The sequence below is a fragment of the Microcoleus sp. Pol11C3 genome (genome assembly GCF_036701485.1).
Lineage (GTDB): Bacteria > Cyanobacteriota > Cyanobacteriia > Cyanobacteriales > Microcoleaceae > Microcoleus.
Genome location: NZ_JAUBQW010000003.1, coordinates 141,017 through 147,853, shown reverse-complemented (window position 1 = coordinate 147,853; position 6,837 = coordinate 141,017). Strand labels below are relative to the sequence as shown.

Below are 6,837 nucleotides of genomic sequence, written 5' to 3'. Positions count from 1 at the left end.
GATCTCTATTATAGTTCCTCTCCCCCGCCTTTGTCAGTCGGAAAAGTCGGATCGTAAAGTCGGAAAAGTCGGATCTTCCATCATCTCTCGAACTCAGGTTCCTACAACTTTAGGGAACTGTGTAGGACTGGTGCAGGACAGCTATCAAAACCAGACAATGCTATGGCTGCGGTGGTGGGACACCGAGGGCAATTTGCTGCTGACAGGTGCAGAACGAGCCTCTAGAACCCAACAAGCACTTTTTGATAATTCCTCGGCTGTTGGGAATGGAATTGAATGCAGAGCAAGTGGGATACGCCCTGAGTTTATCAGTAGAGTTCGTCAGGCAGCATTCCCAACCTTGATGCAGCTAAATTTATTTGGCTTTCCCCCACAAGAATTGTGGATTCTCAATCTAGCAAACCTTGCACTGCATCCGGCTATCGCCGTCACTCCCTAAAAAACCAAGGACTCTCGTGGTCAGGGGGTAAATTTTTACCCGACTGTCAAGCTGTGCGAGACAACAACATTTTAGTCGATTGATTGTCAGGTTAGCCAGACAACAACATTTTGCCTTATTATCGAGGTCAGCCTTACACTCGTTTTCAGCCTCAACCGAGCGCAAAAACCAGACAGGCCAGCCTCAACTTTATTGCTTGCATAACGGCTGCTATGCTACAAAATCGCTTCTAAAATTTTAGCGACCTGCCACTTTTCTCACACTTGCTCAACTTGATTTTTAATTCAATTCCGATGCCGGAACTTGACTATTAAATCAATTTGGATTTTGTTAAAAACGCTAAAAAATTAGCTAATTGTTGCGTCAGCTAAAGTCAGGGATTTGCAGTATAAAGTCAGGCAAGTGCAGTATAAAGCAATACGGTTCAGTTAAGGCTGAAATAGTGGTAAATTAGGTACGGTATCCAAAAATGGAGAGCAAGTAAGGTGCATCTCAAAGAATTCTCATTAGTATCTCCCAAAATCTCAAGTAAGGAGATATTCAAAGCCATAGAGATAGCAATTCCAGCCAGTGCAATTGAAGAGGCGATTACTAAAACGAAGGTTGAAGAGAAACGTCATCGCTCCCTACCAGCACAACTGGTAGTGTGTCTGGTAATAGCAATGAGTCTGTGGTCAAAAGATTCAATGCGGGATGTCTTAAAAAATTTAACTGATGGTCTTAAGGAAGCATGGGTGAAAATTGGTAAATATTGGCGGTTTCCCTGTAAATCGGCAATTACTCAAGCCAAACAAAGATTAGGAGCAGGCGTGATGAGACAGTTGTTTCATTCATTAGTGCGACCAATGGCTACAGTTGAAACAGTAGGAGCTTTTATCAGCGAACTCAGGGTCGTAGTGATAGATGGAACCTGCTTAGATCTTCCAGATAGTGATGAAAATGCCCGGGTTTTGGTCGTCCGGGAAGTCGTCCAGGTACAAGAGCAGCGTTTCCGAAAGCTAGATTAGTTATTTTATTAGAGGCGGGAACACATTTAATATTTGACGCCTTAATGTGTCCATATAAAATGGGAGAAAGAGTAAGAGCGTTAAAGTTGTTACGCTCAGTAACGGCGGGAATGCTATTGATGTGGGATAGAGGTTTACATTCTTATGCGATGGTAGAAACCACAGTCAGCAAAGGTTGTGAGTATTTGGGGCGAATTCCATCCAACGTTAAATTCTTAAACGAAACACAATTAGATGATGGTTCATATTTGAGTTGGATTTATCCATCCGGCAAATTAAGAAAAAAAGGATTTAAGCCCATACAGGTAAGAGTAATTGAGTACACAATTGAGAATTACGACCGCCCAGAAGCACAAATTAGATATCGTTTAATTACCAGCTTGTTGGACGCGGAAAAATTTCCAGCGCACTTATTTGCATGTGAATATCATCAACGTTGGGAAGTCGAGAATACGATTGATGAAATTAAAGTACATTTATTAGGACGAAAAACTCATATTCGTTCTCAAAGACCAAAGGAGGTGGTACAAGAAATTTATGGTTTACTACTAGGACATTGGGCTATAAGGTCATTAATTATTCAAGCAGCAAGCAGCGCAGGTGTTTCACCATTGCGTCTTTCTTTTACTGGAACCTTACGAGTTATTCGTCGCGCTCTCCCTAAATTTCAGCGGTTACAACCACAGGAACTTCCCTTTTTTTGAGTTGGTTAACTTGGGAGATTCTCGATCAAATTATACCGGAAAGAGTGAGCGAGAAACAACCCAAGAGTTGTGAAAAAGCCTGTTTCAAAATTTCGGTCGAAACAAGTTAAACACAGAGGTACTGGAATCATAATGAATCCTCCTGTATTTATTGTTTTAAGCACTGCATAGCCCTTAACTGAACCGTATTGCAGTATAAAGTCAGGCAAGTGCAGGTATTTGCAGGGGCTGCATTCTACCTGTATTTACCTGAAAATATCCTGCAAATGCCTGACTTTTTCGGTCAAACTGCTGCTTTTTTGTGCTGTTCGTGCGTTTGCTTGTTGAGGCAGGTTATGGCTGTTCTTGATTAGTAGCAAGCAATGGTTTTGCGATCGCAAACCGGGCTTTTACGTGCTGACAAAAAATATCCCCCCATGAATATTGAGCATATTGCTTACCCGCAGTTCAAACCTTATTGATATGGAATAAGGAACGACTCGCGAGTGGCTACTGAAGCCCAAATGCCTCAATAAGAGCGGTAAGGTATGGGACAGGGACGGCGAACTATTTTTTTGTGGGAATGTATTAGCGATCGCTCTTTACGCCTAGAGATTGCTGCTTGTATTAATCAGGTGGTGAATTATAACCGCCATTAATAGGTGGGAGTCGAGCGACTGCTGTAAACCGACCGACTGTTGTAAACCGAGTCAGGGGGTAAATTTTTATCCGACTGTCAAGCTTTATGAGACAACAACAGTTTAGCCGATTGCAAAGCGCGAGTCCGCAACAGCAATTTATGCGACTGTCAAGGCTGACATAACGGCGGCTACGCTGCCAATTTTCTCAGACTTCGTAAACTTGATTTTAAATTCAACTTTCCAAGCCCCAACTTGACTATTAAATCAATTCACTTTTTGTTAAAAACGCTAAAAAATAGCTAATGTTGTGGAGCGTTAAAATCAGGGATTTGCAGTATAAAGTCAGGTGTTTGCAGTATAAAATCAGTGAGATTACAGGCATTTGCAGGGGCTGCACTTTACCTGCAAATGCCTGTAAATATCCTGCAAATGCCTGCAATTTTATGCCAAATTACTGCTTTTTTGTGCTGTTCGTGTTTTGACTTGTTGGGACTGGTTATGGCTGTTCTCTCTCGGTAGCAAGCAATGGTTTTGCGATCGCAAACCCTGACTTTTACGTGCTGACAAAAAATAATGCACCCTTATGAATGGGGCATCCTAGGTGTCAAGGCGCTTCATTTTTACCCGATATTCGACTGTGCCGATTGCTCACATTGCTCCTGCTGTTGTGGCGGCTTTTGTGGCAGCACAGGCATCAATTGCCACAACTTTCCCATCGCACTTGGGTAGCGATCGATCGCATTGCTCGCTCTCTTGTTAACCAGCCATCGCTCTCTTGTTAACCAGCCCTCACCATCAGACGTTTAATCGTCCTTCCAGTGCGATCGCCTCACTCGGTATAATTTATACAAACAAATTAAATTAAGTTAGAGTTGGGTAGGGGTCAGTCTCACTTTGATAAACCCTCTAATAGCCCTCTCCAATTGGAGGGTATAAAATCACCTGACTAGCGGTTTTTAATTACAGTTGTTAACTTGTATCTTGGCAAGAGGTTTTTACTGATTAAAAACTATGAAAACTTTATCGGAAGTCCAACCTAGAGAGCTGCTATCAAACCATATTCACATTCGCCTCACTGACTCTGACTACAATCAAATTAAAGCAAGAGCAGAGCAAGTCAATTTGAGCATGAGCGACTTCATGCGCCGTGCCGCATTGAGGAGAACCATGCCGCGCCCTCTAGCTACATTTGACTTAAAAGCCTATCAAGTGTTATGCAAGATTGATGCCCAATTGAGAATTGCAGGAAACAACCTAAATCAAATTACTAAAGCTTGTAATAGTGCTGTGGCATTGGGAGAACCAGTGGTTGTCAATACAGGACTCTTAGAAAGCGTACAGCAACTGATTCGCGATAACCAAACTGCAATTAAAACAATAGTTGCAAACCTCGCCAAATCTACAGTACGCTAATTATTAACACGCCTGGGCTTTACTCCCTGAGCAATCGATTCTGTGCAACTGACGGCTTTTCGGTTATGATTGGCAAACAAATCAAAGGTACAGGCTTTCGGGGCTGTCTGAACTACGTACTGGGCAAAAAAGACGCTTACCTGATTGGCGGCACTATGTGCGGACAAACTTCTGAAGAACTGGCTGCTGAATTTGCCATCGCCCGACAACTAAGACCTAACCTGAAAGTAGCAGTTTTTCACGCCACTTTATCTGTCGATAGCACCGAAAAACTAGAAGATTCTGAAGAAAATGACCAACGCTGGCTGGCTATCGCAGCCAACTACATGAAAGCGATGGAATTTGACAACAACCAGTACGCAGTTGTCAAGCACAGCGATACAGAACACGACCACATTCACATCGTCGCCAGTCGCATTTGCCTAGATGGAGGTGTTGTTGACGATAGCTGGGATTATTACAAAAGCCAAGAAGTAATTCGCCAGCTCGAACGGAACTACAATCTGGACACTGTTACACCCAGTTGGGAAACAGACAAGCGAGCTCAGACTACAGGAGAACACAGGCAATTAAAAAGCAAGGGAAACAAGAGCGTCAGGGTGCAATTGCAAGACCTAATTGATGAAGTCACCCAAGACAACCCAAGTATGCCAGAATTCGTTGAGCGGTTGCAGCAACAAGGCCCAGAGGTGCAAGTCGGATTGACTCGAACTGGAATCGGCTTCAGTCAAGGCATTTCTTACAATTTAGATGGAGTCGCTTTAAGTGGCACTCAGTTGGGTAAAGCCTACACTTTTTGTGGATTGCAGAAGCATCGAGGCGTTAGCTATGACAAAGGGCGAGATAACGCCCTAATTGAGGCTTTAATGCAGCCACAACACTTAGCTATCGCCCCCAGTGAGGCAGAGGAAAATGAGCTAGAGTCGTCACAATCCGAGTTAGTAGCAGGCGCACCTGCAACGAGTGCAACAGCAAATGAGTTAGAGTTGTCACAATCTGAGCTAGAAACAACTACACCTGGAACTCCTGCAACAGCAAATGAGTTAGAGTTGTCACAATCTGAGCTAGAAACAACTACACCTGGAACTCCTGCAACAGCAAATGAGTTAGAGTTACAACTATCAATCCTGCCTGAAAGGAATGAAACTCAGTGGCAAAAAGTGCGATCACATTTAGCAGTCGAGTACAGTTTACCTTTAGAATTGCTTAATTTATTGCACTCTCATTCTTGGCTGTATGCCAACTCAGAAAAGGCTGTCTTTACGGCACGGACGCTTGAGGGGGAAGCCCGGTTCGCTTTTGTTCTCGATGAAAGAGGCAACTTTACTACAACCCATCCCCTGTCATCTGAAGCTGCTTTCTGGGTAGCCACTACTGGAGAAATTGAGCGAGCTGTGATTGCCTGTAACCCAATCGAAGCTCTTTCAATTTTGCTTATTGAACAGGAAAATAACCAGGATAACTCTACAACACTACCACCCACAATTTACCTAGGAATTGAACGAGCTTCACAACTGTCTATACAATTTTTACAAGAACTCGATAGCGTTATTATAGCGATTGCAGAAAATTCTCACCTCGCTCGAAATGCGCTTGCGCTGCTACCGAATGCAGAACTTGTCAATCCACAGTCAAGTTGGAATGATATCTGGATACAATTAATTGAGCAAGAAGAGCAAAATATTCAACCAAATAACCAATCTTATAAACAGCGCATCCAAGACATCGAACTGGATTAGTTATTGCCACTTAAAAATTTGACTTTTATTAAATAAAAGCGCTAGCTAACAAATTTCATGGTTGCGACATAAATTACTGGCTAGTTCTGCCATATCAGGGTTTTGATAACGGTGGGTCAACCGTTTTATCCCCCCAATTATCCTTACCAGGCAGGACTACCACTTACTGATATTCCTGCTACTAAATTTTACAGTTTTTTTAACGTATTTATCAACTATTTTAGCGAAAATTTTAAGTAAATTGAGACGGTGTTTGCTTAAACAATTTATAAGTCAACCTGGGTAAAAAAAATTATTTATACATTTTCTATTGTTCACTTTTCCAAAAAAACCAATTTATGAGCGCTATCGCGCCCCCAAATAAAGCATCGAAAAAAAAAATGGAACTATCACAGACCAACATCTATTACTTCAATAATTTAACCTGCGTCCACCAAACAGAAAACCAACTCTACATCATGGGTAGGGAAACAACTCTTGTACTGAATTTTCAACAAACAAGCTATCAAACGCTCGACAAAATAATCCACGCTCTGCGACTTTTGAGAGACAAAAAAGTCCAAGACCGAAAGTCAATTCTTGAGCAAGAACTGCTGGCCTTAAACTTCCAATTCCCTCTCGAAAGCAGCAACCGTAGCAACAACGACACCAACAATGGTAGCAGCAATGGTAGCAGCAACCAAAACTGCGAACTAAAAATCGACTGGTAATTCAATTATGCCGGAGAGACAAGTTTGTTTTTCCGGCAGCCAATAGCAAACATTTTTCGCGACATCCAAAAATGGCTTCCTCTCATAGCACCATAGGTGTATCTCCTGCACTAAGAGCAAGCCGATATGCTCGACTCGTCGGCCGCAAAACTATATCGGCTGGACAATCATATTTGGACGAAAGGCTTCTTTTGACATAAAAAAG

General features: G+C 42.5%; 4 protein-coding genes and 2 pseudogenes. All 6 read left to right on the top strand.

What is annotated here, in order from left to right:
• Window positions 1-439 (top strand): annotated as a pseudogene (locus tag QUA40_RS02105) (hypothetical protein); the annotation flags it as partial.
• Between the two features lie 575 nt (window positions 440-1,014).
• Window positions 1,015-2,150: pseudogene (locus tag QUA40_RS02100) on the top strand (IS4 family transposase).
• A 1,221-nt stretch (window positions 2,151-3,371) separates the two neighbouring features.
• Window positions 3,372-3,530 carry a hypothetical protein gene (locus QUA40_RS02095; RefSeq protein ID WP_333121373.1) on the top strand — a complete coding sequence of 53 codons (159 nt, stop codon included), beginning with the start codon at window positions 3,372-3,374 and terminating at the stop codon, window positions 3,528-3,530.
• Window positions 3,531-3,781: 251 nt separating this feature from the next.
• Window positions 3,782-4,183: a plasmid mobilization protein gene (locus tag QUA40_RS02090; RefSeq protein ID WP_333121371.1), complete on the top strand. Its 402-nt coding sequence runs from the start codon at window positions 3,782-3,784 to the stop codon at window positions 4,181-4,183.
• Window positions 4,184-4,248: 65 nt separating this feature from the next.
• Window positions 4,249-5,922, top strand: a complete 1,674-nt coding sequence (locus tag QUA40_RS02085; RefSeq protein WP_333121370.1) for a relaxase/mobilization nuclease domain-containing protein — start codon at window positions 4,249-4,251, stop codon at window positions 5,920-5,922.
• A gap of 380 nt (window positions 5,923-6,302) precedes the next feature.
• Window positions 6,303-6,632, top strand: a complete 330-nt coding sequence (locus QUA40_RS02080) for a hypothetical protein (RefSeq protein ID WP_333121368.1) — start codon at window positions 6,303-6,305, stop codon at window positions 6,630-6,632.
• Window positions 6,633-6,837 lie beyond the last annotated feature (205 nt).

Excerpts from the sequence above, each read along its gene's own strand:
- QUA40_RS02090 (WP_333121371.1), top strand. The coding sequence starts at position 3,782 with ATGAAAACTTTATCGGAAGTCCAACCTAGAGAGCTGCTATCAAACCAT.
- QUA40_RS02085 (WP_333121370.1), top strand. The coding sequence starts at position 4,249 with ATGATTGGCAAACAAATCAAAGGTACAGGCTTTCGGGGCTGTCTGAAC.
- QUA40_RS02080 (WP_333121368.1), top strand. The coding sequence starts at position 6,303 with ATGGAACTATCACAGACCAACATCTATTACTTCAATAATTTAACCTGC.